Origin of the sequence: Corynebacterium ammoniagenes DSM 20306 (genome assembly GCF_001941425.1) — a bacterium.
GTDB classification, from domain to species: Bacteria; Actinomycetota; Actinomycetes; order Mycobacteriales; family Mycobacteriaceae; genus Corynebacterium; species Corynebacterium ammoniagenes.
Window position 1 is genome coordinate 368,241 of record NZ_CP009244.1, and the last position, 23,569, is coordinate 391,809.

The following is a 23,569-nucleotide window of genomic DNA, read 5'->3' on the forward strand; positions in this document are numbered from 1 at the left end:
CTAAACCATCACCGACAAGAGGCTCGTTTACCAATCTGCCGCACCCAACCCGGTCAGAACTCACCGATACACTCTAGAACCGGAAGAGCCCGCTTAGCCTCTAGTACGGTGCGACCGAACTGCGGTGCGCATCGATTTCCAGTGGTTCGTTGATAGCTGGGAAAGCGCGTTGTGCACAATTTTCCCGCGGGCACATGCGACAGCCAATGCCGATGGGCGTTGCCGCGGACATATCGCTGAGGTCAAGACCTTCGGCATAGATGGTGCGATCCGCGTGGCGTGCTTCGCAGCCCAGCCCGACGGAAAACAACTTGCTGGTGTCATTGAATTGCCCTTGGGGGTGACGAATAGCGCGCGCGATCCACAGGTAATTTCGTCCATCTGGCATTTGCGCCAACTGCCGGGAGATAACTCCGGGCTGCGCAAAGGTTTCGTAGACATTCCACAGCGGGCAGGTACCTCCGGAGTTAGAAAAGTGGACGCCCGTGGCAGATTGTCGCTTTGACATATTGCCCGCGCGATCGACGCGCACAAAAGTAAAAGGAATGCCACGTTGGTTCGGTCGTTGCAATGTGGAAAGCCGTGATGCCACGGTTTCATAACCGACGCCAAAGACTTGGCACAGGTATTCAATGTCGTACCCGCATTGTTCGGCTTCGGTATGGAATTTGTCGTACGGCATCAACGTCGCGGCAGCAAAGTAGCTAGCGATGCCACGGCGAGCAAGGTTTAACGAGGCTTCAGAGGTGAAAGGTTCTGCATCGGTAAGCTCTCCGAGCAATTCACCGACCTCGAGGAAGGACAACTCCGATGCCATGCGAAAAGCTCGCTGTCCTTCGGTCAGTCGGCTGGCTAGAGCCAACACTCCAGTTTCCGCGTCGAAGCTGTGCTGCGTTCCGTCCAAGGGAGACGTGGTAATGATTTCTACGTTGTGCTTATCCTTGAGCCGCGCGGCGAGTGCCTTTTCCGTATCTCGGATCTTGAAGTTAGTCACGCCCAGTTCGCCAGCAAGGTCTTCGGCAGCATTGTCTAGGTCATCGAGGTAGTTCTGGCGCGCGTAAAAGAAGTCACGGACTTCATCATGTGGCATCGATAGCGCTTGGGAGCCATCGCGGGTTCGGCGCGTATCCGTGGCCAATGACAATTTATCTCTGGCATTGCGGTAACGACGGTGAATATCAACCATAATCCGCGCAACGGAGGGATGGTTGTAGACCAATTCACTTAATTCCTGAAACTCGACCGGAGTTGGGCATAGCTCCTTATCCTGAACGACATCCTGGATTTCAGCGAGCAGGCGTGAATCGTCATCACGAGAGAAGAATGTGGCATCAACGCCAAAGACCTCTGTAATCCGAAGAAGCACGGGAACGGTTAAGGGCCGCACGTCATGTTCAATTTGGTTGACATAACTTGCGGACAGGCCGAGGGTGGCTGCGAGCGAAGCTTGGCTTAAATCGCGTTCACGGCGTAGTTGACGAAGGCGGGATCCCACGTAGGTCTTACTCATGCAGGCAAGGTTACCTAATGCAAATTACAGTTATCGGCAATTTAGCAAAGTTTGTGGCAAGTTCGTTCACGAATTTGCAAATGTGGCTATGAGTAGGGGTTTAGCGAAAGTTGCGAAGTCTTGTAGGGGTGGTCGCGGGGGAGGGCTGACGAAAGTATGACACCAATTGGGGTGAATATCTCACCCTTGGAGCGGCCTGTGCTTAACCTCACAGATGGCTAAATAATTACGCAACATCAATGTTTCTTAAATAATTGATCCCAAGCGTGCGGCGGTAATTCCAAATTGAAAGGAAGGTTAACCTAACCTTAAATTTGTGAAGGCGTCAACAAGAGCATGCTCAAAAACCGTCGCGAGCCTGTATATCGACTGGTAACCGGCGGTTATACCTGCGTAAGGTAATAGCGACTATGGAGGTGTCATGACTGTTAAGAATCCGGACCGTGAAGCAATAGAACACGGTCACATTACGAATGAGCCGCTGCGTGCCAAGCCGTCAACTCCGGCCTGGGCGCTAAAGCTAACCATGGCCGTAACCGGCCTTATTTTTGCGTTGTACGTTGTTGGTCACATGGCCGGCAACCTGAAGCTCTACGCTCCAGCTCACGGTGGGGAAGAAGCGCTCGATAAGTATGGTGAGTTCCTACGCACCATGGGCGAGCCAATTCTTCCTTATAGCTCTTTGTTGTGGGTCATCCGCATCGTATTGATCATCGCGCTGATTGCGCACATCTACGGCGCGATTGTCTTGCACAGCCGCTCCCGCGACTCCCGCGGTAAGTTCCGTCGCACCAAGTTGATGGGCGGTTTGCAGTCTTTCGCAACCCGCACCATGCTGGTCACTGGCGTTGTGCTCCTGCTTTTTGTTATTTTCCACCTTCTGGACCTGACGATGGGCGTAGCTCCAGCTGCTCCTGACACATTCGTCTCGGGTGCGGTCAAGGCCAATATGATTGCGACCTTTAGCCGCTGGCCAGTCACCATTTTCTATGTGCTGGCAATGGTATGTCTCTTCTTGCACTTGACCCACGGCATTAAGCTGGCTGGCTACGACTTGGGTCTGACTGGTTACAAGACTCGTCAGGTTTTCTTGTTCTTGGCTTATGTCATCCCTGCAATCGTGTGCTTGGGCAACATCATTATGCCGCTGTCCGTCGCTTTCGGCTGGGTCAGCTAGGAACCAGGATTGATAGGAAAGTTTGAATAACCCCATGACTAATACTGAACTCTTGCGCGAGCACCCAGATTTCTCGCACCCGAAGTCCATCGTTGACGGTGTCTCTGCAGGTCGCATCCTGGAATCCCATGAGCCGCACGGCGTGCCCATGAAGGATATGTGGAACTACCACAAGGACCACATGGAACTTGTGTCTCCACTTAACCGCCGTAAGTTCACCATCTTGGTTGTCGGCACTGGCCTGTCCGCAGGCGCAGCTGCCGCATCCTTGGGCGAGCTTGGCTACAACGTGAAGGTCTTTACTTACCACGACTCACCTCGTCGTGCGCACTCCATTGCAGCACAGGGTGGTGTGAACTCCTCACGTTCCAAGAAGGTAGATAACGACTCCGCTTACCGTCACGCAAAGGACACCGTGAAGGGCGGCGACTACCGTTGCCGTGAGTCCGACTGCTGGCGCTTGGCGATGGAATCCCCGCGCGTTATCGACCACATGAACGCTATCGGTGCACCGTTTGCCCGTGAATACGGTGGCACCTTGGCTACTCGTTCCTTCGGTGGTGTACAGGTCTCTCGTACTTACTACACCCGTGGACAAACAGGTCAGCAGCTGCAGCTGTCGACCACCTCGGCACTGTACCGTCAGCTCGGTCTTGGCAACGTGGAGCTTTTTGCTCACCACGACATGCAGGACGTCATCACCTACGATGACAATGGCAAGAACCGCGCTGGCGGCATCGTTACCCGTAACCTGATCACCGGCGAGCTCAAGGCTTACACTGGTCACGCAGTTATCTTGGGTACCGGTGGCTACGGTAACGTCTACCACATGTCGACCTTGGCTAAGAACTCGAATGCTGGCGCTTTGATGCGTGCATATGAGCAGGGCGCTTTCTTTGCTTCCCCAGGCTTTATTCAGTTCCACCCAACTGGTCTGCCGGTGAACTCCTCGTGGCAGTCCAAGACCATTTTGATGTCTGAGTCGCTGCGTAACGACGGCCGCATTTGGTCGCCAAAGAAGGAAGGCGACGACCGCGATCCGAATTCCATTCCGGATGACGAGCGCGATTACTTCCTTGAGCGCCGCTACCCAGCGTTCGGTAACTTGGTGCCTCGTGACGTTGCATCCCGTGCAATTTCTCAGCAGATCAACGCCGGCTACGGTGTAGGTCCGTTGAATAACTCGGTTTACCTGGACTTGGGCGATGCTATTAAGCGTCTGGGCAAGGACACCATCCGTGAGCGTTACTCCAACCTCATTGAGATGTACCAGGAAGCCATTGGTGAGTCCGCGTACGAGACCCCAATGCGTATTGCACCTACTTGCCACTTCACCATGGGTGGCCTGTGGACTGACTTCAACGAAATGACGTCGATTGAAGGCCTGTTCGCAGCTGGTGAGGCATCTTGGACCTACCACGGTGCAAACCGCTTGGGTGCAAACTCCCTGCTGTCTGCTTCCGTTGATGGTTGGTTCACCCTGCCATTTACCGTGCCAAACTTCTTGGCAGATCACTTGGGCGAGGACGCTCTTGCTGAAGATTCTGCTGAGGCCAAGGCTGCCGTGGAACGTTCGAAGGCGCGTATTGACCGCCTGATGAACATCCGCGGCAATGACCCACATGGTCCTGCGTACTACCACCGTCAGCTCGGTGAGATTTTGTACTGGGGCTGTGGCGTATCCCGTAACATCGAGGATCTGAAGACCTCGATTGAAAAGATTCGCGAACTGCGCAAGGACTTCTGGGAGAACGTACGTATCCCAGGTTCTGCAGATGACATGAACCAGGTACTGGAGTACGGTGCCCGCGTTGCTGACTACATTGATCTCGGCGAGCTCATGTGTATTGATGCTCTTGACCGTGATGAGTCCTGTGGTGCTCACTTCCGTGACGACCACTTGACTGAAGACGGCGAAGCGGAGCGCGATGATGAGAACTGGTGCTTTGTTTCGGCTTGGGAGCCAGGCGAAGCTGAAGGTGAATTCATCCGCCACGCTGAACCTTTGTACTTTGATTCGATCCCGTTGATGACTAGGAACTACAAGTAATGAAGCTGACTCTCAAGATCTGGCGTCAGGCTGGACCAACCCACGACGGTAACTTCGAGACCGTTCAAGTGGATGACGCCGAAGAACAAATGTCAATCCTCGAACTTCTGGACCACGTCAACGACCAGTTTATTGAGCGCGGCGAAGAACCATTCGCTTTCGCCTCTGACTGCCGTGAAGGCATCTGTGGTACCTGTGGTTTGACCGTCAATGGCCGCCCACACGGTCCTGGACAAAACACTCCTGCTTGCCAGCAGCGTTTGTTCCAGTTCACCGATGGCGACACCGTGACCCTGGAGCCTTTCCGCTCCGCTGCTTACCCAGTAATCAAGGACATGGTTGTTGACCGTCGCGCCCTTGACCAGGTCATGGAACAGGGTGGCTACGTCTCCATGGACGCAGGTACGGCGCCAGACGCAGATACCTTGCACCAAAACCATGAGACCGCAGAACTGGCCTTGGACCACGCAGCCTGCATTGGCTGTGGTGCTTGTGTCGCAGCGTGCCCGAACGGTGCTGCACACCTGTTTACCGGTGCCAAGCTGGTTCACCTGTCCCTGATGCCTTTGGGCCAGGACGAGCGCGGCCGCCGCGCACGCAACATGGTCGACGATCTGGAGACCAACTTCGGTCACTGCTCCCTGTACGGTGAGTGCGCCGATGTCTGCCCTGCAGGTATTCCATTGACTGCCGTGTCAGCTGTTACTCGCGAGCGTGCTCGTGCAGCTTTCCGCAGCAAGGATGACTAAGCTATAGTTATCTGTAGAAAACAGTAAAATACAAGGTACGAGAGAGAGATCCGAGCCGCTATGAGTTCACTTAATCCGGCAGTAGCTGACTTCCGCAGCGAGACCTATCCTGAGTTCTCTGGAAAGATTCAGGATACTTACATTGAGGGCTACGTTCCTAACTCTTTGTCGGCGCCTCACTCCTCCCTCCTGCGTACTTCGACGTGGGTGGGCATGGGCCTGATGATGGGTAGCGTGCCATTTGCCGGTATTTTGATTTGGGCGCTCGGTGTAATCACTGAACCAGCAGGCCTTCAAAGCGATGCGCAGCACCAGACCTTGCTGTGGATTGGCATCATCACCACCATTGTTGGTGTTGTTGTCGCTTCCTTCCTGATTTGGTTCGGTCGTCGGAATTACCGCCGCTACCGCGCTGAAACAGGGCGTAAGGATTAGCATTTAGTCTGATATCTCCAAAGCAAACCCGCCGGTTTAACCGGCGGGTTTTGTGATCGCATAGACTAATTGGGATTGAAGTTTTAGGTTTCAACTCGAATTATGGAGATGCATCACCATGGGGAAACACCGCGCCGTCGAACCGGAAGCTACCGGCGAGGACACCCACACGCAGGTCGCGAATGCGCCAACAGCGACGGCGACGGACGCGTCCACGGCGCCGGCCAACCGTGATGACTTCAGCAAGGTACCGGGTCCATCTCCGCAGGTAGAAGCACAACGGCGACGGACACTGCGCAACCATAAAGCGTTTGTGACCGCGCTGCTGATTGTTGCGGCGGTTATTTTCTTAGGCTGTTCCTGGTGGCAAAGCCAAGAAGGTGGCGCCCCGACGTGGGTAGGTTATGTCCGTGCCGCTTCAGAGGCCGGAATGATTGGTGGCTTGGCAGACTGGTTCGCAGTCACCGCGCTCTTTCGCCACCCCTTAGGCATCCCGATTCCGCACACGGCGTTGATCCGTGAGAAGAAGGATTCGGTTGGCGAGGCGCTTTCGGATTTCGTGGGGGAGAACTTCTTAAACGCCGCGCTGATTACCGATAAAGTCTCGCAGGCCAATATCCCGGAAAAATTGGGAGGCTGGCTTTCTCAGCCAACGAATGCCGAGAAGGTTGCCCGTGAGGCGGGACGTCTTACGGCCAATGCCATTCGCGCGTTGGATCCTAAAGATGCGGAGATGCTCATTCAAACGCAATTGATTGATAAGCTCGCGCAGCCGGAGTGGGGACCACCCCTGGGCAAACTACTTGAGGGTCTTATCGAGGACGGCAAAGTAGAACCAGTCGTTAATGAACTTATTGACTGGGGGCATAAAAAGGTACTGACGATGGAAGACTCCGTCGTCACGCTGATCGATGAACGCATGCCCACCTGGGCACCGCGCTTTGCCCGATCGTTGGTAGGGGAGCGGGTCTATAAAGAGCTCGTCTCGTGGGTAACTGACGTCAAAAACGATGAAAACCACGAAGCACGCCAGGCCATTCGCCGGGGCCTGCGGAATTTCGCAGCCGACTTGCAAACGGATCCTGAACTTATTGAGCGCGTCGAGTCTTTGAAATCAGACATCATGGGCTCCACACCTGTGCAAGGTGCTGCCGAAGCCATCTGGGCGAAAGTTTCCGAAGCCATCATTGACCAGGCGGAAACTACGGACTCTATGCTGCGCGAGAAGATCGTGGAGCTGTGTTTGCGGTGGGGTACCAATATCCAAGAGGATCCAGAACTTCGTGAATCTTTGGACAACCGCATTCAAGGCGCTGCTCGCTTCTTGGCAGAAAACTATGCCTCTGAGGTGACCAATATTATTTCCGAAACCATCGAGCGCTGGGATGCGGATGAAGCCTCCGACAAGATTGAGCTGATGGTGGGTAAAGACCTCCAGTACATCCGCCTCAACGGCACGATTGTCGGTGCAATCGCCGGGCTAGTTATTTATACGGTGAATCATCTCCTTTTCGGCGTGTAATAATTCTGCATACTTAATTTGGGCGGCACTATGTGATGGGCGCCGCTATTATGGAGAATAAACCTGTAGGGGCATACTGCAACACCGCTTCTATTGCAATAACGAACCTGCACAACTAATTGAACCAGGAGCAGATCATGGCTGAAGATAAATCCCCATACGATTCCTACGATGACGCAGTAGATCCGGCAGAAGACGCCGACGGCGCGAAGCACCGCAAAGATGAGGCGTCGGACGCAGGCGCAAATGAAACTCTCGAGTCCCTGAAGGCTGCGGGTACTTCTGTGTTCGGAGTGGCCAAAGAATTTACTAACCGGTTCCGTGAAGACCGCGCGACGCACAGCGATGACAGTCCAACCCCACCTTCGCCCGAGGCTTCAGAGGACGGTAAGAAGGGCTCGTTTATTGACCGTGCCACGGGCTTCGCAAAGGATATTGGCGGGTCGGTTCGCCGGGCGGCGGAAGAAACCCGCGATACCGAAACATTCACCGATGCCAAGGAAAAGGCTGGAAGCGCGTTTGGCGTGGTCCGGGAGGAAGCCACTGACGCGGTCCAGAACGTGAAGTCTCGTATCAATGAGCGTAAGGGTGCTAAGTCCGATGGCAATAAGCCAGTGAATAAAGGCGACGACGTGGCGGACCCGACAGCGGACATCGTGGATGGTGAAGTTATTTCCTCCGAAGATGACGCGCACAAGGATACTCCTTAGTCATCACGGTGTCGGTTCTCGCTTACTAGGTGCATTGTGCTCTCGGCTGATAGGATCACTAGAAGTATCGCGCGTCGAGAGCTATCTAGGCGCGAACCACCTTTAATGATTGAGACTTGACTGACGCATCATGGCTTTTGCAACTGCATTATTTGCTTTCGTGAATATTTTCCAGAACAACCTGTTCCGCGTGCTTGCCGTCGCGGCGATTGTTGGTCTAATCCTGGCGTTAACTACGCGTGAGGACGCCTTTCCTGCGGGAGACCGTCACCCAAAGATGATCTGGGTCGCCATCCTCGGTGGCTCAGCGTTTGCCATGTTATTCCCCTTGCCTATTTTGTCGTGGGTCGGTGCGGTGGCGACCGGAATTTATTGGTTCGATGTCCGCCCGCAGCTACGATCCATCATCAACGGCGAGTACAACTATTAGTTCGACATACTTATTCATGATTAAAGGGCGCAGAGGTTTCTGCGCCCTTTAATTTATATCAATCTAGCAAGGGGAATCATGCCGGAATTTCATGCGTTGTCGCTGCTGGGAGTATCTGTGCAGCAGCTGACACAATCGGTGAAACAGCTCAGCGCGTTGCCGCATATCGGCGAGCAGCGCATTCGTTTAGTGGTAGATCCAACGCAAGTGACCACCGCAGCGCAACTAGTAAAAGAAGGTCAGTTGCCGGCGATTATCGTCAGCGTCGCAGGGTATCCCACAGGCCGCCACCACACCTTGATTAAGGCGTCGGAGGCTCGCCTTGCCGTGCAGTCTGGGGCGGAGGAAATGTGGGTCAGCGTGGATGAGAGCATTGAAGATTCCAACACGCACTTAAGTGAGCTCATCACCATTCGCGAAGCATGCCCGGACCCTATCGAATTGGGCCTTGTTGCCAACGGCGACGACGAGACGCCATCAGGCACCCAGGCGGCAGTGCAGGCGGCGAGCTTGGCAGGTTTTCAGCGCATCATCGTCAAGCGCGACGCACCAGAGCTTGTCGATGCCGCCGCGCCCCTAGAGGTTCACGTCGTCGATCTTTAGCTCGCCGGCGCGGGATCTTCCACAGCCTCGGAGGTCTGCGACATTTGCTGGCTCATCTCTTGGAAATTCACGTTATCGCCCGCGACGCGGATGGAGACCGCTCCATCTTCAATGGTGACATCTTCAATCGCAAGGTCACCGGTGAACTGTTCTTGCATGCCCTTGCTCAGACCCTCGGAGATGGACTGTGTGGCTTCCTCAGGCAAGGAGATGCCAAAGAGCGTGGACTCAGTTGCTTCGAGGTGTAACTGGCCGTCAACAGCAGTTGGCTGCAAAGAAATGGTGGCTAACCCGCCGCCTAATTGAAAGTCCAGCACGCCCTGTTCGCCATTGGCGGTGATATCAGTGACGACGACATCACGCAACATATCTACACCGGACTGATCAGCAATGGCTTCTTGGAAGGTAATGAGCAAGTAGTCTTCTGGAATCAGCGTGGTGGCGACCATGTGGCGCGCCACTGGGTCATCGGACAGCGTCATCCCTTCCATATCAATGGTCGCTTCTGGCTGGCCGGTAATCACATTGCCATTGATCTGCAAGGTCGATGGGGTGTGCATTTCAAGCTGGGAAACCTCACCCTTTAAGACACCAAAGATCAGCGGGGAAGAGCCGAAGGAGATAGTTGGTTCTTCAGATACTTCAATACCATCTTCTTCAGCCGCAGCATGGAATTGGTCTTTCATTTGCTTTGCGGTAAACCACCGCATGCCAAATTCGGCGAGGAGGACGATGATGAGCACGGCCACCAAGACGCCGACGATGATTTTCCATGCGGTAGCACCCGCTGATTTAGTCTTTGCCATAACTACCAGTTTGACGCATGGGCACCGCTTCGAGCAATGCGAGACGGCAAGCGGGGTGACAATTCACAGTCAAACCGCAGGAGCTACAACGTCCCAGTCCACGGTCAGGACACAATCGCGAATGCGGCGACGAATCGGATGCAGTGGGATGCCTTGGTCAATCATGAGCTGACGAGCCTCCCGCCAGCGCACACGCGGGCCATAGGGAGCCCAACCAGCGGTGTGTGCCCATGCCTGGTCGGCTGCTTGGAGTAAGTCATAGATCGGCTCGCCCGGCACGTTGCGGTGAATGAGTGCTTTGGGTAAACGCTCCGCCAGCTGCGAGGGCGTATCCACGTCAAAAGGATCCCAAGCAAGCGTCAAGGTCTGTGGGCCTTGGGCGTTGAGCAAAATCCAGGTGCTGCGGCGGCCTAATTCATCGCAGGTGCCCTCGATGAAAAATCCGCCCGGGGCTAGTCGCGAACACACTGATTCCCAGGCTGCGGGCACCTGGTCCACGTCATATTGGCGCAGCACATTAAATGCACGCACCAACTGTGGGTGATATCCACGAAGCTCAAATCCGCCGAGTTCAAATCTCACGCCTTCGCGTGGCGGCAGGACGCGCTCGGGGTTAATCTCTAAGCCGGTAACACGCACATCGGGGTTGACCGTGCGCAGCCAGCGCGCCCATTCCACGGTGGTGGTATACGACGCGCCGTAGCCCACGTCCAAGGCCACGGGCTGGGCAGTCGTGCGCAGTAGCGAAGAAATCTGGGGATGATAAGCCATCCACCGGTCACAGCGCCGCAGCCGATTGTGGTTGGTGGTTCCACGGGTAATAACGCCAAATGGCCGACCAGCTACTGCATCAGCGCGCAGATTATGTGCATGGTCGGCCATGAATGGTTATGCCCGTTTAGTTACTTATAGTGGAGAAAACCTTAAAGGTTCTCAGAAATCCACTGCTCAGCCAGCTTAGCTTCGTTGCCGAAGAGCTCCTCGAGTGCTTCGCCCACCTTTGGCTCAATAGCAGCACCCATCAAAGGAATATTGATGGAGACATCGGTGGTGTAGTTCAGCTTGGTTGCTTCGCCTTCACCGGCCAGGTTGATATCACCCTTGAAATCAACAGGGGTGCCCTTAACATCAGCGTTGAAAGCGGTGGTGAACTTGTCTGCATCCAGTGCGCCGATGGTCAGCACGCGCTTGACCTTCAGGGACTGGGAGACCATGGCGCGCACAGCCTCTGGCAAAAGGGTGGTGGGAAGAACCTCAAACAAGGTGGCTTCTTCGCCGGTAAATTCGTTGACCTCGCCTGGTTCAGGGGAGAGGTTGGCTACAATGAACTCCCAAAATTCCTTGGTGGAGTACGCCTTGTGAACCTTTTCAATGGGGTGATTGATGGTTACGGTGTTTTCGCTACGGGTTGACATGGTTAACAGACTACCTTGGTAGGAGTGAACGATGAATTAATGACCCAGCACCTGAAAGAATTTGTCGGCGTGGAGATAGACGAGGAGTCTACTTTTGCCGAGATGACCACGTTGCGGGTGGGCGGACAACCCCGTTATACCGTGCGCTGTCATAACGCGGATGCGGCGAGCTTTGTCGTCCGCGTCCTCGATTCTGAAAATATCCCCCTGGTCATCGTCGGAGATGGTTCCAACCTGGTGGTCGCGGATGAGACTATGGGCCATGCCGAACTGGATTATATTGCGGTGTCTTTAGAATTCCCGCACATCCAGGTCAATGAAGAAAGCGGCATTGTGCGCGCCGGCGCCGGCGCCAATTGGGACAAGGTTGTCGCAGCGGCTGTCGATGCCGGCCTTGGCGGCATTGAGTGCCTATCAGGGATTCCTGGTCGCGCGGGAGCAGTACCGGTACAAAACGTCGGAGCTTATGGCACCGAGGTCTCTGACGTTTTAACCTGGGTGCGCCTTTATGACCGTGAGACCCAGGTGGATGATTGGTTCGAGGCATCCACGCTGGACCTGCGTTATCGCTACTCCAATATTAAGTTCACCCAGCGCGCGGTCGTGCTCGCCATTGAAATGCAGCTGACCACGGATGGCCTGTCCGCCCCGCTGAATTTCCGTCAGTTGACGGAAAACCCGGGGGAGCGTCGCGCGGTGGAGGAAGTACGTGAAATGGTCCTGCAGCTCCGTCGTGGCAAGGGCATGGTGCTCAACGCCACCGACAAGGACACCTGGTCTGCTGGGTCCTTTTTCACCAACCCCATTGTGCCGGCCGACCAGGCCGACGAAGTCGCACAGCGGGTTGCCACCAAGCTTGGCGATGAAGTCGCCGAGACCATGCCGCGTTTCGACGCCGAGGGTGGCAAGAAGCTATCTGCCGCTTGGCTGATTGAACGCGCCGGCTTCAAGCGCGGCTATCCCGGAATCGAAGCCCGGGCACGCTTATCGACGCTGCACACACTCGCGCTGACCAATCGCGGTGAGGCGACCTCGAAGGACATTGCCGACTTAGCGCGTACCATCCGCGATGGCGTCTTTAACGAGTTTGGCATCACGCTGGTTCCCGAGCCAGTGTGGCTGGGTATGGAAATTTAAAGGCTCGGTTTTCCCATGAGCATTGAAATTACGACCAGCGAGTTTCGAAGCGAATAGAGCCGTTACCTTGATGCTGCTCAGCGTGAACCTGTTTCTATTTTAGGCCGTGGTGCTCGTCGTGACGATGAAGAGATATCTCATGAAGAGCTCAAAGCCGAATTTGGCGTGTAGATTATCCTTCAAACTTCACATAGAAAAGCTCCCCGCTGACCGGACGTGATTTAACAGTCCGACTAGCGGGGAGCTCTTTCGTGTGAGCGGGTGTAGAGCGTGCGCTAGCGTTCGTTAGCGTGCTCTACACCGTCCTACTTTGTCCTACTTCGCCGGAGGGAAAGTGCCTTCGGCGGTAAGACGGATGTCGTCGTCAAGCAAGAGCGCAATTTCTGCGGCCTTGTCGGCGGCGACTGGGCCGTAGTTCTCAATCTCAACGGTGCCCGCTGCGTCAGGCAGGCGGCGGCCGTCGATGACCTCGAACAAGGTTTCCTTGCCAATCATGCCGGCTTCGAAGCGTGCTGCACCGGCGGCGAGGCGGGCATTTGCCTTCTCGCGCCATTCGGCAGCAGCCTCGGCCGAAACCTGCTGGGCAACGGCAGCCTCGAAGACACCTGGGTGCGCGTAGACAATCAATGCACCGACGTGACCGAAGCCGAGCGAGGTGAGCGCCGCGGCCTTGACCGGGCGGTTGGCTGCTTCCACATCTAGTGGGGAGCGTAGCCAGACCAAGTTCGTGGCCTTTGGCTCAATCAATGGATCCACACAATCCAGCGACAGGTTAGCTGGAATGCGTCCCGTGCGGAAGACGTCAATCAAACCGCCGGTCTGGAACAGCGCGGCACCAGCCTTGGAGTGACCAGTCAGTGACTTCTGCGAAATCACAAACAGTGGCTGGTCCACATCGCGGCCAATAGCAGGCCACAAGATGGAGTGCAGTTCCGACTCATTCGGGTCATTGGCGTTGGTCGAGGTGTCGTGCTTGGACAGTACCGAGACGTCATTTGGAGTCAGACCCAAACCAGCCAAGCCCTTGGCCAGGCGGGAGTTCTTCCGGCCACGGCCAGCGCCCAAAGCACCCAAACCTGGAGCAGGAATGGAGGTGTGGGCACCGTCGCCGTAGGACGCCGCGTGCGCAACGACCGCGTAGACCGGCAGACCCATCTCACGAGCCAGGGAACCGCGAACCAGAAGCACGGTACCGCCGCCTTCTGCCTCGAGGAAGCCGCCACGACGGCGGTCATTCGCACGGGAGATGAAGCGGTCATCAATGCCCTGATCGGTCATCTTCTTGGTCTCAGCGGTGGCGTTCATGTCGCCGAAGCCGGTCAAAGACTCAACTTGGACGTCATCGATACCACCGGCAACGACCAGGTCGGCCTTGCCCAGGGCAATCTTGTCCACGCCTTCTTCGATGGACACCGCAGCGGTGGCACAAGCACCGATAGGGTGAATCATCGAACCGTAGCCGCCCACCAAAGACTGCATGGTGTGCGCTGCAATAACGTTAGGCAGTGCTTCCTGCAGGATGTCGGAAGGACGGTCTTCACCGAGCAGACGGGTCACGAAGACCTTGTGCAGGGATTCCATGCCGCCGATACCGGTGCCCTGGGTGGTAGCAACCTGCGCTGGGTGAATAACCTGCAGCAACTCAGCCGGGCTAAAGCCCGCCTGGGTAAAGGCATCGACTGCGGTCACCAGGTTCCACACGGCCATGCGGTCGAGTGCATCCAGCATGTGGTCTGGAATGCCCCACTTGGCAGCATCGAAGTGATCCGGCATTTGACCAGCAACGGTACGAGTCAACGTTGCCTTGCGTGGCACGCGGGCGGTGGCACCCTTCAAACGGGTGACTTCCCACTCGCCGTCGACTTCGCGCAGCTTGGTAAACGATGGGTCGGCTTCTTCAATATCGAGTGCTTCTTGTTCGGTAGGAACGGTGAAGACGATATCGCGGTCCAAGAACACAGAAGTCAGGTCAATGGAGCCCTGGTCAACCATGTTGTACTTATCGGTCAAGGTACGGATACCGGAGCGAGCTACAACCTCGTCGCGGAAGCGAGCGTAGATATCTGCTTCATCGACTTCGGTGCCCTCTTCGTCGTACCAGGCTGGACGTGGGTCATTGGACCAGGAAATCAGTCCGGTCATCCATGCCAATTCCAAGACACCAGCGGCGGTCAGGTCCACAGCGCCATCGCGCTGCAAGCCATATTCTGCCTCAAAGCGGGTACGGCCCGAACCCCACGAGGAGACTTCGCCGACACCTGCGATGACGACCATGTCATCCAGATCCGTGGTTACGTCGCCCACTTCACCTTCCGGTAGCGCTGCAGGCAGCTCTACTGAACGGGTATTAGGCAGTGCTGGAATCGTGGCTGCAGGAGCTTCCGCAGCTGCGTCTGCATTATCACCGGAAGCAGCTTGTGCCTCGGCGTCCTCGCGGGCCTGGGCAGCCAGCTCGGAGATGGAGATCTTGGACGAGCCCAGACCACCGGTCAGATCCAGCTCTAGTGGAGCCTCGGCTGCCTTCGCGCGGGATTCTTCGGAAGCTAGGGAGATGAGCTGGGAAGAAATCTCTTCTGGGTCCCACACGTGGATGCCAGCGGCTTCCGCTGCCGGAATCAGAACGTCGTTGCCGCCCATCAGGGAGGTACCAGAGACCCAGCCAATCTTGGCTTGTGCCAAGGTAACACCTTCTGGCCAGCCTGCTTCTGCAGACCACTTGGCCAAAATAGCGTCCAAGGCTGCCTTGACTTCGCCGTAAGCGCCGTCGCCACCGAACATGCCGCGGTTCGGAGAACCAGGCAGCACAATGTGGCAGCGGGTATCCACGCCTTGCTGCGCCAGGTTGGACAGACCAGCGATGGTGCGCTCAACAGACCACAGCAGCAGGCGAGTCTGGTTTTCAGCCTGTGGGCCGGCATCGGCCACAGAACCGGACACGGAAGGTGCCGCGAATGGGAAGGCCAAGGTTGGGGTCAACGCTGGCTTGGTGATCTTGACTTCGTTGCCGACAGATTCACGCTGCTCATTACCAATCCAGTCAATGAGAGCATCAACATCGCGGTAGGAGCTCAAGTTCGCAGGAACAACCCACAGGGCAGCGCCAGGAATCGCGTGTGCAGCGTAGAGCTTGCGTGCAAATTCCTTACGGGACTGGCTGACACGTGACGCAGTCATGATGACGGTCGCGCCGCCTTCCAGCAGGCGTTCTACGAGAGCGGTAGCAATGGAGCCTGGGGCTGCACCGGTGACCAACGCGACATCGCCAGCGAATTCGCCGTCGAGTTCTTCGCGCGCTGCGGCAGCAATAGCATGCAGGGTCTCGGCAGAGGTTGCCTTCGCGTGCGCACCAGTGGAAGCAGCGGTGTTCTCCGCCCACCATTCCGCTTGCTTGGCGATGGTCTCTCCGGTTCCCTGGAAACGCTTGACTGGCAAGTCGATCTCGCCGAGTGCCACGCGGGCGAGATCTTCGCGAGCAGACGCCCAGCGGTCATCGAAAAGCACTGCGCGCTTGGCGTCAAAGGATGGGGTAACGGTCTTTTCCCAACCGGAACCCAGCTCGGCCTCGACGGTCTCGAACAAGGTGTTATCGGTCTCAGGGGTCTCAGGGGCTTCCTCGACCAAGCCCAGCTGAGCCAGAACCTGGCGAGCAGCAGTAGCGAGGACACCGTTTTCACCGGTGACGATATCTGCGTAAGCATCCAAGGCTGCGGAGTCGACGACTCCACCGCCGCCGGCGCCACTCGCAGCACCCATGGATACCGAGGTGCCGTGTGCTGCGGCTACGGCCTGGACCGCGGCATCGACAAGCGCATCGACATCGGCCTTCGACGACGCCGCGGAAGGAACGGTGGACAAGGAGCCACCGCGCACGGAGTCTTCTTCACGGGAGCCGAGCAAGATTTCAGCCTCAACGTGGGCTGCCCAGGACATAGGCAAGCCCCAAGTTCCGGTCACGCGCTCTGAAATGTAGGCCGGCTTGACGCCTGCTGCACCAGTGAGCTGGCGCAGACGAGCGGTAATAGCCTCAGACAAGACGGTGCCGAATGGCGAGTAGCCCGGAGCGGCAGTCTTGACGCGCTCACGCAAGGTTGCCACGTCAGCATCGGCTGCACCGTCAATGGCGGGCACGCCGATTTCTGCGGACATATCCATCAACAGTTGGTTACGGCGGGAGGAGACACCGTTGGTGAGCTCTTCGACCGTATCCGAGTCATTGATCTGGTCCTGGCGGATCTTGTTCTGGAAAGCGAACAGAACCATGATGGCTTCTGCTGCGGTAAATGGCAGGTCAGGAGCATCTGCGGCAGCGGTGCCGCCAGCTGGTGCGGCGGATGGTGCTGGTGCCTCTGCCACCGTTTGTGGCTCAGCCGATGGGATGGCCTGGGTATTATCCGAGGCCGCCGCAGCGGATTCACCTGGGGTTTCAGACGCTGCGGTCGAAGAGGTGGCCTCTCCTTCCTCGACGTCGAAGGAGGCAGCTGGTGCTTCCTGAACGTCTTGGAGCATGACCTGGTCTTGGTCGCGTTCGACGTTGAAGACCGGGAGGTCCACGCCGGCGATATCCATGGAGCGCTTGGCCAAGTTGGTCAGCGTTGGGGATGCCGCGAGACCGACTTCGATGATCTGGTCTACTTCTTCAAAGAGCAGCTGCTGGGTTTCAATCCAGCGCACAGGTGATGCGAACTGCCAGGACAATAGCTCAATCATGAGCAGGCGAGCAAGGGCTTGCTCATCGGTGTCTTCGACCTTGAGGTTATCCAGCTTGCCGGAAGGAGCCAAAGGCTTGACCTTATCGACAAATTCCTGGGTCAGCTCGAATGGCAGCGCCACCAGGTTCGGCACGTAGCGGCCGACCAGGGCGTCCAGGTCCAAGGTTTCTGGCAACAGTTCATCGAGCTTTTCTGCGAAAGCAGGAACGCCGTCGCGCAGTACCTGGGAGTGGAAAGGTACATCGATGCCTGGAACCGTGACATAAGCACGGTCCTTGACGGAGTTGGCCTTTTTCTTCAGGGCGGCCAAACCAGCCTTGGTACCCGCGATGGAGTACTGCTGACCAGCGATGTTGTAGTTGACGATTTCGAGGAATTCGCCAGTTTCTTCCGCGGTCTGCGCGATGTAGGCCTCAACCTGGTCTGCGGGAACACCAATCATGTTTGGACGCAGCGCGCCCATGCCGTAGTTGGAGTTACCGTTTTCATCACGTTCGACCAAGGTGCCCATGGCAGAGCCACGGGAGTAGACGATGTCGATAACCGCTTCGAGGTCAAAGATATTCGCCAACGATGCCAGCGCGGTGTACTCACCCAGTGAGTGACCGGCGTACATGGAGTTGGTGCCCAGAGCATCTGCTTCGCGCAGGCGCTCGGTTTGTGCATAAGCAACGACTGCGAGGGCAACCTGAGTGAACTGCGTTAAGTGCAGCACGCCATTGGGGTGGACGAACTTGGTGCCGCGAACGACGAGCTCGGTGGGGTTGTCATCGATGATCTGGCGAATAGAAAAGCCCAGTGCGGTGCGGGTGTGGCGGTCTGCACGACGCCATACCTCACGCGCTGCTGCCGAAGCATCGCGGTCACCACGGCCCATGCCCTCGGCCTGGATGCCCTGGCCTGGGTAGACATAAGCGGTGCGTGGCTGTGCCATGAGCGCCTGGCCGCGGGAGACTACTTCGCCGTCGATGCGGCAGGTGACCTCGAATGCTGCGTGAATGCCCTTGCGGCCTACGCGTTCGACGGTGATTTCTACTTCATCGTTGAGCTGGACCATGCCGTACATGGAATAGGTCCAACCCACCACGGTGCCGTGGTTGCCAGCTAGGTGCTGCGCGGTGGCAGATAGCCACATGCCGTGCACCAGTGGGGCGTCGAGGTTGACCAAGCGCGCGGCGTTGGTGGAGGTGTGAATTGGGTTGTAGTCACCGGAGACCAGCGCGAATGGGGTCATATCCGATGGCGCGGTGACAATGGCGCGATCCACGAAGGAACGTGGGGTGGTCTCAATCTTGTCCTGAGACTTGCCGCCGCCCCAGGATGGTGCAGAAACCGGAACGGAGGTGCCGGTAGCGCGGCCACGGATGGCAAAGCGCTGCATCTGCGTCGCCACAACTTCTTGAGTTGCGGCATCCCACAACTCAAGTTCCACGGTGACAATGCGACCGGAGTTGGATTCCGCGATGGATGCACAGCGGGAGGTGACGTCAATGCGACGGCCTTCGCCCTTTTCACCCTTTGCGAGTTCGTGAAGAGGAACACGCACATCGACGACGTGGTCGAGGTGGACTGCGTTGAGCAGGCCTTCAATGACCGGGAAGTCGGTGCCGGCTGGCTCACCGTGTTCTTCGGTCAATCGACCGGTGCCCAGCGCGGTGTAAATTGCTGGCCAGCAGGGGCCAACCAGCGCATCTGGGGTGCCTGCGTTGGCGGTGCCCAAGGCAGCGCCGGTTACCGCGGTGTGTGCGGTCAGCAGGGTAGAAGGCAAGGTAAAGGAGTATTCCACCAGGCCGTAAGGGTTTTCTTCGGAGACAGAGCCTTCGATGACCTTCGGCAGTTCGGTGATCTTATCGCCGGTCTCAGAGATAGACCCGACACCAGCAACGCCTGCGAGCAGGTCGAAGACTGCCTTTGGCAAACGCGCGTCATCAACAACAGGGGAGGCACCGGTTGCTACGGCTTCCGACAGCGCAACGGGGATATCAACGTGCTTGACGTAGAACGGACGCTGCTCTTCTGGGAGGTTATCCCAGTAGGAGTCAGAGTTGATGCGAATAGCAAAGCCTTCGCCGTCATCGACGATGTCAAAAGCTTCTTCTGGCAGCTCATACGCCGGGTTGGCAATGAGGTGACCGTGCCACATGATGGTTGGTGCATTGCGCAGGAACTCTTCTGCATTCTTGGCAGAAGCCAAGCGGGAGTAGAGCTCAACTGGTGCCACGCCGGCATCGTTAAGCGCTGCGGTGGTGGCGTCTTCGAAGCGACCGAGCAGGTTTGCGACGGGCTCATTCTTCTTGGTGATACCAGCAACCGAAACCGGTCCTGGAATGATGCGTACGCCGTCTGCGTCGTAGCGTGGGTCCTGGGCCTGCCACAGGGTGTCCTTGGCAAACCATTCCTTCAGGTCACCGTCAATAGCGGTGGTCCACGGCATTGGCTTGACGTGCTTGCGGATAAGGGTAGGGAACCATGCCTCATCGCGGGTGTTGACCTTGGTGGTCTTTGCATTCGGGTAGGCAGCCAGCAGCTTGGCTACTGCCTCTGGTGCGTTCTCGGAGTCGTCGAGTGTGGGGAATAGGGTCTCGATGTCGCCGTGGTCAGCGTCATTGAGACGCGCTTCTACGCGCTGGAGCAGATCGTGGAAACGATCGTGCCAGGTTGGATCCACCCAAGGGTAGGCGCGCTCTGCGAAACGAGCGACCCAATCCTCGTAGGTCATCTCCGACAGGTCACCGAAGTATGGCTTGGAGGTCTTGTCCAGAGCAGCAATGATCTCGTCGCGACGCTCGTCATACTCCTCGATCGGGATCGAGGTGATCATGCGCGAGGCCTTGGCAAACGAGTTATCAATCTCGTGCAAGTCAGCCAACAGGTGGGACTGGGAGGAGGAGACGCCGCCGTCGGCATCTAGTCGGCCTACCCAACCGCCATTGGTCTCTGGGGAAATACCTGGGGTATCAACTAGCAACTGCTTAACGTCATCATTAGCCGTTGCTTCCTTGGTCGCCATGGCTACGGTGCCCAAGAAGACACCATCAACCGGCATGATGGGCAAACCGTACTTGGTGGACCAGGTACCGGTCAGGTATTCCGATGCGCGGTCTGGGGAGTGGATGCCGCCACCAACAGTGATGGCCAGGTTGTCGTGCTCACGGGCAGATGCGTAGGTAGCCAGCAGCATTTCATCCAGATCCACCCAGGAGTGGTGGCCACCAGCGTGGCCGTCTTCAATTTGGATGATGACGCGGTGGGTGGGGTTATCCGCTGCGATAGCGATGCAGTCTTGAATCTGCTTGGTGGTGCCCGGCTTGAAAGAGATGTATGGGAAGCCATCGGAGGTGAGCTGGTCCAGCAATTCCTTGGCTTCATCCAGCTCTGGGATACCAGCGGAGATGGTCACGCCGGTAAACGCAGCACCATTAGCGCGTGCCTTGGGAACAATGCGGGTGACACCGAACTGTAGGTTCCACAGGTAGCGGTCAAAGAACATGGTGTTAAATGCTGCGGTGCGACCTGGCTCCAGCAGCTCCATCATGCCGTCTTTGTTGATGGTAAAAGCTTCATCGGAGTACTGACCGCCACCGGCCATCTCTGACCAGTAGCCACCGTTGGCCGCTGCGGCAACGATGCCCGGATCCATCGTGGTCGGCGTCATGCCGCCCAAAATGATGGGGGACATGCCGGTCCACTCGGAGAAACGAGTCTGAGTGTAGGACTTGCCGTTGGGCAAGGAGATGAGCTTTGGTGAGAACTTCTCGTAGTTCACCGCGGTAGGCAGCTCAGTGCCTGGGGTAGCCAGGTTATCGCGCTCCGCTGGCGTAGCAGCTGGAACCACAACCTTGCCGGTGCCGGCAATCAAAGGTGTAGTCAACGAAGACAGACCACGGTCTAAGGAGAGCAGGTAGGTGGAGTTGAGACCGGCCACGGTCTCAACCCAGCTATGTGGCTGAACCAGGATGGAATCTGCCAGCTCGCGTGCAAGCTCAGCGTCCAGGCCACACTGGGTGGCGTAGTCCACGGTCAGATCCGCTGCATCCTGCAGTGATGCGTGGTGGAAAGGAAGTGCCACGGCCAATACGTCGAAGACTGGGTTAATTTCGGAGCCGCCGATGCGGCGTTCTTCCAGCGCGTCGTTGTAGGACTCGGCAGCCTGGGTGAGGTTGGACTCGGTCTTAGCCAGATCCTCTGGGGTACCCGACAGTGCAAAGTGCACGCGGCCGTTGACCACGGCAATCGCAGCGTCACCAGCGAGGTATTCTTCGACCATCTCACGTGGTACGCCACGCACGGACAGCATGTGGGAGCGGGAATCATTCGCGCCCTGGGTCACCGCTGCTGCAGTACCCATCAAAACAGCAATAGCCAGGGCCTGGCGTGCATCCTTAACGGCTGCAACACCTAATGAACCCTGGGAGTGGCCTGCTAACTGCGCGGAATCGACATCGATGCCCAGCTCGCGCAGGTGCTCAATGGCACCAATTTGTCCCAGGACGATGCCGGGGATGGAGTAAGCCGGGTACGCGTCATATTCCTTGGCCACCGGTGCTTGGTCAGCGGGGGTCTGAGCAAGTTCTTCCAAGCGTTCATAAACGCCAGGGCACGACGACGCAATGATGCGTGCTACTGGGCCGGTGGTCGTGCGAACTTCTTTTAGGATGTCGCGCAATTGTGCGCCCTGGTGAGGGCTGGCTGCGGCATCAGCGATGGCCTTTTGCCATGCAGAACCCTGACCCGCAAACAGCACCGCGGGAGCAGTGCTGTCATTAGACAAGGTATGCAAGGGGGTCAACGACATAACTGGTAATCCTCTTCAAAATTATCGGGGAAAAGATTTTCGTGACTCGGAGTGAACTCAAGTCAGCAAAGTGCCGCGATGAGCGTCCAGGGTTTGTTAGAGATAACAAACCATCGCGATTACGTTACCGTAGCCTACCTGGACGTAGGTTAGGGGTTTCACACACCTAAATGTGAGGTTTTTCTCATCTTTTGAATCGGTGTAACAAATCGCGGCAATGGCCGTTGAATATCCCAGATACTAGTTCGGTTTTACCGGTCGTGAGCAGGCGAGATGCGGTTATTGAACATACCGTGTGCGCGGTTCTGCCAGCAGATGCTCGGCCATATAGGGCTGCGTAAAACGCACGTGCCCGTGGGATGATGGCTCAATAATTTCTTGCTTAATTAGTGCGGCACGGACACGACTAATCCCGGTGGTAGTGCGTTGTAGCAGCTGCGCAATTTCCCCGATGGATTGCTCTGTCCCGCCGAGTCGAGCCATAGAATGCAAGAAATCGCGCTGCAAATCAGTGACGTGTCGCAGCGCTGGTCGATGCACCTGCGAGCCAAAAGTATCAATGGCCTCGTCTAAAATCTCATCGATTACTGCCACCGAGACCTCCAACTCACCGCTGCTGTCTTCCGTCAAGCTATCGCGAGCAGACTGTGATGCCGCGGCCTTGTCCTTGGTCCTCTTCCACGCCAACGCGCCAATTAGTTGCACTAAGTAGGGGAAACCGTACGACGCCTCGGCCGCGCGCCGGGCTGCGGCATCCCCGAAGTGAATACCTGAGCCGGCAGCGGTGGCGGCGAGAAGGTTCACCGTATCCGTAGCGGTTAACGGGCCGAGTTCATAAGCGCTAGCGCGGCGCAAAAATGTGGTGCCGGGGAGATCCAGCAAGTCCCGGGTGCCCACGGTAAGACCCGCGAAGGCAAGGGCAACCGGCAACTCATCTTTAATGAGGTTTTGAAAAGCTTGGGCCACATCGGCCAAATCCTCGCTGGGTGCGTCTTGGACTTCATCAATCGCGATGAAGACGCCACTGCCACTGGTAAATTCCAAGAGCTGGCGAATACGAGTTTCTACGGTGGGGACTGGCTGCAACTGCCCATAGCGTGGGTCGAGCTCAGTTTCTACTCGGCCGAGTCCGGCGATTCCCAGCGTCTTCAACCGGGTCTCTGCCTGCGGGTTTAATTTCGCAATGTGAGTGGGAATAGCGGTGTGAATGAGGTGCTCCGCCATGCCGGAGCTGCCGATCGCGCGCACCGAAATCCACCCGCGCGCCTCAGCGAGATCCTCCAACTCGGTCAGCAGCACGGTCTTGCCAATCCCGCGGGTGCCACTAATTAACATGGCGCGATCTGGGTGGCCGACCGGGCTGTCGAGAGCTTCTGAAAACCCTTCCAAAATAACCGTCCGGCCCGCCCAAAAACGCGGCGAAGCACCGAAGGTCGGGCGGAAAGGATTAGGAGTTTCTGCGGGAAGCTCAGGACTGTTCGAACGCGAGGACATATGTATAAGTTACATAAATACATACGC

General features: G+C 56.9%; 15 protein-coding genes. 9 read left to right on the forward strand and 6 right to left on the reverse strand.

Going from position 1 to position 23,569, the window contains the following annotated elements:
* Positions 1-100 precede the first annotated feature (100 nt).
* Entirely contained in the window at positions 101-1,510 is a 1,410-nt protein-coding gene (ramB, locus tag CAMM_RS01805) for an acetate metabolism transcriptional regulator RamB (RefSeq protein ID WP_003846796.1), read from the reverse strand.
* Between the two features lie 421 nt (positions 1,511-1,931).
* Here ramB and CAMM_RS01810 point away from each other — a divergent pair, with 421 nt between their 5' ends.
* The 8 genes from CAMM_RS01810 to CAMM_RS01845 all read left to right on the forward strand — a co-directional run bounded on the left by CAMM_RS01810 (position 1,932) and on the right by CAMM_RS01845 (position 9,186).
* The gene (locus CAMM_RS01810; RefSeq protein ID WP_003846795.1) at positions 1,932-2,687 is read left to right on the forward strand and encodes a succinate dehydrogenase cytochrome b subunit; all 756 of its coding nucleotides are present in this window, start codon (positions 1,932-1,934) and stop codon (positions 2,685-2,687) included.
* A 34-nt stretch (positions 2,688-2,721) separates the two neighbouring features.
* Positions 2,722-4,737, forward strand: a complete 2,016-nt coding sequence (locus CAMM_RS01815) for a fumarate reductase/succinate dehydrogenase flavoprotein subunit (RefSeq protein WP_003846793.1) — start codon at positions 2,722-2,724, stop codon at positions 4,735-4,737.
* Complete coding sequence (locus tag CAMM_RS01820; protein ID WP_003846792.1) at positions 4,737-5,486, forward strand: succinate dehydrogenase/fumarate reductase iron-sulfur subunit; 750 nt, start codon at positions 4,737-4,739, stop codon at positions 5,484-5,486. Before CAMM_RS01815 ends, CAMM_RS01820 begins: the two co-directional genes overlap by 1 nt.
* A 60-nt stretch (positions 5,487-5,546) precedes the next feature.
* Positions 5,547-5,921: a cytochrome c oxidase subunit II gene (locus tag CAMM_RS01825; RefSeq protein WP_003846790.1), complete on the forward strand. Its 375-nt coding sequence runs from the start codon at positions 5,547-5,549 to the stop codon at positions 5,919-5,921.
* A gap of 118 nt (positions 5,922-6,039) precedes the next feature.
* Complete coding sequence (locus tag CAMM_RS01830; RefSeq protein ID WP_003846788.1) at positions 6,040-7,443, forward strand: DUF445 domain-containing protein; 1,404 nt, start codon at positions 6,040-6,042, stop codon at positions 7,441-7,443.
* Between the two features lie 137 nt (positions 7,444-7,580).
* The gene (locus CAMM_RS01835; protein ID WP_232051022.1) at positions 7,581-8,153 is read left to right on the forward strand and encodes a CGLAU_01105 family protein; all 573 of its coding nucleotides are present in this window, start codon (positions 7,581-7,583) and stop codon (positions 8,151-8,153) included.
* A 130-nt stretch (positions 8,154-8,283) separates the two neighbouring features.
* Positions 8,284-8,583 carry a DUF2516 family protein gene (locus tag CAMM_RS01840; protein ID WP_003846784.1) on the forward strand — a complete coding sequence of 100 codons (300 nt, stop codon included), beginning with the start codon at positions 8,284-8,286 and terminating at the stop codon, positions 8,581-8,583.
* A gap of 78 nt (positions 8,584-8,661) precedes the next feature.
* A complete protein-coding gene (locus tag CAMM_RS01845; protein ID WP_003846781.1) occupies positions 8,662-9,186 on the forward strand; it encodes a hypothetical protein in 525 nt (174 codons plus the stop codon).
* On the opposite strand, the gene CAMM_RS01850 is transcribed toward CAMM_RS01845, so the two are convergent.
* The 3 genes from CAMM_RS01850 to CAMM_RS01860 form a co-directional block, all read right to left on the reverse strand.
* Positions 9,183-9,992 carry an LmeA family phospholipid-binding protein gene (locus tag CAMM_RS01850; protein WP_003846780.1) on the reverse strand — a complete coding sequence of 270 codons (810 nt, stop codon included), beginning with the start codon at positions 9,990-9,992 and terminating at the stop codon, positions 9,183-9,185. The two genes, CAMM_RS01845 and CAMM_RS01850, sit on opposite strands and share 4 nt — an antisense overlap.
* A 69-nt stretch (positions 9,993-10,061) precedes the next feature.
* On the reverse strand, positions 10,062-10,874 hold the full coding sequence (locus tag CAMM_RS01855) for a class I SAM-dependent methyltransferase (protein WP_040355123.1): 813 nt from the start codon (positions 10,872-10,874) through the stop codon (positions 10,062-10,064).
* 41 nt (positions 10,875-10,915) lie between these two features.
* The gene (locus CAMM_RS01860) at positions 10,916-11,407 is read right to left on the reverse strand and encodes a DUF2505 domain-containing protein (protein WP_003846775.1); all 492 of its coding nucleotides are present in this window, start codon (positions 11,405-11,407) and stop codon (positions 10,916-10,918) included.
* Between the two features lie 24 nt (positions 11,408-11,431).
* Here CAMM_RS01860 and CAMM_RS01865 point away from each other — a divergent pair, with 24 nt between their 5' ends.
* The gene (locus CAMM_RS01865) at positions 11,432-12,544 is read left to right on the forward strand and encodes a UDP-N-acetylmuramate dehydrogenase (protein WP_040355120.1); all 1,113 of its coding nucleotides are present in this window, start codon (positions 11,432-11,434) and stop codon (positions 12,542-12,544) included.
* A gap of 315 nt (positions 12,545-12,859) precedes the next feature.
* Here CAMM_RS01865 and CAMM_RS01870 read toward each other — a convergent pair whose 3' ends face one another.
* Both CAMM_RS01870 and CAMM_RS01875 read right to left on the reverse strand, forming a co-directional pair.
* Positions 12,860-22,048 (reverse strand): type I polyketide synthase, encoded by a 9,189-nt coding sequence (locus CAMM_RS01870; RefSeq protein WP_003846769.1) that lies wholly within the window; start codon positions 22,046-22,048, stop codon positions 12,860-12,862.
* Positions 22,049-22,327: 279 nt separating this feature from the next.
* Complete coding sequence (locus CAMM_RS01875; protein WP_040355117.1) at positions 22,328-23,542, reverse strand: ATP-binding protein; 1,215 nt, start codon at positions 23,540-23,542, stop codon at positions 22,328-22,330.
* Between the last annotated feature and the right edge of the window lie 27 nt (positions 23,543-23,569).

What these genes read in the sequence shown, in the direction of transcription:
- ramB (WP_003846796.1), bottom strand. Translation starts at nt 1,510, where the DNA reads ATGAGTAAGACCTACGTGGGATCCCGCCTTCGTCAACTACGCCGTGAA.
- CAMM_RS01810 (WP_003846795.1), top strand. Translation starts at nt 1,932, where the DNA reads ATGACTGTTAAGAATCCGGACCGTGAAGCAATAGAACACGGTCACATT.
- CAMM_RS01815 (WP_003846793.1), top strand. Translation starts at nt 2,722, where the DNA reads ATGACTAATACTGAACTCTTGCGCGAGCACCCAGATTTCTCGCACCCG.
- CAMM_RS01820 (WP_003846792.1), top strand. Translation starts at nt 4,737, where the DNA reads ATGAAGCTGACTCTCAAGATCTGGCGTCAGGCTGGACCAACCCACGAC.
- CAMM_RS01825 (WP_003846790.1), top strand. Translation starts at nt 5,547, where the DNA reads ATGAGTTCACTTAATCCGGCAGTAGCTGACTTCCGCAGCGAGACCTAT.
- CAMM_RS01830 (WP_003846788.1), top strand. Translation starts at nt 6,040, where the DNA reads ATGGGGAAACACCGCGCCGTCGAACCGGAAGCTACCGGCGAGGACACC.
- CAMM_RS01835 (WP_232051022.1), top strand. Translation starts at nt 7,581, where the DNA reads ATGGCTGAAGATAAATCCCCATACGATTCCTACGATGACGCAGTAGAT.
- CAMM_RS01840 (WP_003846784.1), top strand. Translation starts at nt 8,284, where the DNA reads ATGGCTTTTGCAACTGCATTATTTGCTTTCGTGAATATTTTCCAGAAC.
- CAMM_RS01845 (WP_003846781.1), top strand. Translation starts at nt 8,662, where the DNA reads ATGCCGGAATTTCATGCGTTGTCGCTGCTGGGAGTATCTGTGCAGCAG.
- CAMM_RS01850 (WP_003846780.1), bottom strand. Translation starts at nt 9,992, where the DNA reads ATGGCAAAGACTAAATCAGCGGGTGCTACCGCATGGAAAATCATCGTC.
- CAMM_RS01855 (WP_040355123.1), bottom strand. Translation starts at nt 10,874, where the DNA reads ATGGCCGACCATGCACATAATCTGCGCGCTGATGCAGTAGCTGGTCGG.
- CAMM_RS01860 (WP_003846775.1), bottom strand. Translation starts at nt 11,407, where the DNA reads ATGTCAACCCGTAGCGAAAACACCGTAACCATCAATCACCCCATTGAA.
- CAMM_RS01870 (WP_003846769.1), bottom strand. Translation starts at nt 22,048, where the DNA reads ATGTCGTTGACCCCCTTGCATACCTTGTCTAATGACAGCACTGCTCCC.
- CAMM_RS01875 (WP_040355117.1), bottom strand. Translation starts at nt 23,542, where the DNA reads ATGTCCTCGCGTTCGAACAGTCCTGAGCTTCCCGCAGAAACTCCTAAT.